This window comes from Rhizobacter sp. P1_G5, from assembly GCF_056405435.1.
Window position 1 is genome coordinate 1 of record NZ_JBFUCB010001087.1, and the last position, 940, is coordinate 940.

At 67.8% G+C, this 940-nt stretch carries 2 protein-coding genes; both read left to right on the forward strand.

What is annotated here, in order from left to right:
- On the forward strand, positions 1-516 hold a 516-nt coding region (locus AC1D12_RS34185), incomplete at its 5' end, for an NAD-binding protein (protein ID WP_477845504.1).
- 53 nt (positions 517-569) lie between these two features.
- Positions 570-940 (forward strand): SNARE-associated domain-containing protein (locus tag AC1D12_RS34190; protein ID WP_477845505.1); only part of this gene is annotated, 371 nt, incomplete at its 3' end.

The window sequence follows — 940 nt, forward strand, 5'->3', positions numbered from 1 at the left end:
ATCGTCTCGATCGCGGTCAACCCGCTGCTGTTCCGCTGGATCGGCAAGCGGGTCGCGGAGCCGGATGCGGCGCATGTCGAAGCCACGGCCGCGCCGGTTGCCGAGGGAGGGCACACGGCGCCCGCCGTGCTGCTGTGCGGCTACGGCGCACTGGGGCGCCGCATCGCGGCGCGCTGCATCGAGGGCGGCATCGCGATCGCGGCCGTGCACCACGATCCGGACATCGAGGAGGTGCCCGGCATGACGCTGGTGTTCGGTGACCCGACCCGCGGCGAGGTGCTCGAGGCCGCCGGCATCGCCGACGCGCGGCTGCTGGTCGTTGCCGACCTGCTGCTGGGCGCCAAGATCCAGGTCTGCACGCAGGCGCGCCGGCTGAACCCGCGCATCGTGATCAGCGGTAGCGCGAACACCGATGCCGAGCGTGCCTGGCTGGAGGAGTTCGGCGCGCAGTTCGTCAGCGACGGGCGCGACGAACAGAGCGCGCAGATGGCGCGAGCGATCAAGACGCTGCTGTAGTTGCCACGGAGGCCGAGGTGGTCGCAAATTGCGACCACCGATAATCGCCGCCCATGGACATCGCCCACTTCATTCTCGACTTCATCCTGCACGTCGACGTGCACCTCGCGAACTTCGTCGCGGCCTATGGCACCTGGGTGTACGCGCTGCTGTTCCTGATCATCTTCGTCGAGACCGGCGTCGTCGTGATGCCCTTCCTGCCGGGCGACTCGCTGCTGTTCGTCGTCGGCGCGCTGTGTGCCAAGGGGCTGATGAGCCTGCCGCTGACGATCGGTCTGCTGGTGGCGGCCGCGATCCTGGGCAACCAGAGCAACTACACGATCGGCCGCTACTTCGGGCCACGCGTGTTCCAGTGGGAGAACTCGCGCTTCTTCAACAAGAAGGCCTTCGAGCAGGCCCATGCGTTCTACGAGAAGTACGGCGG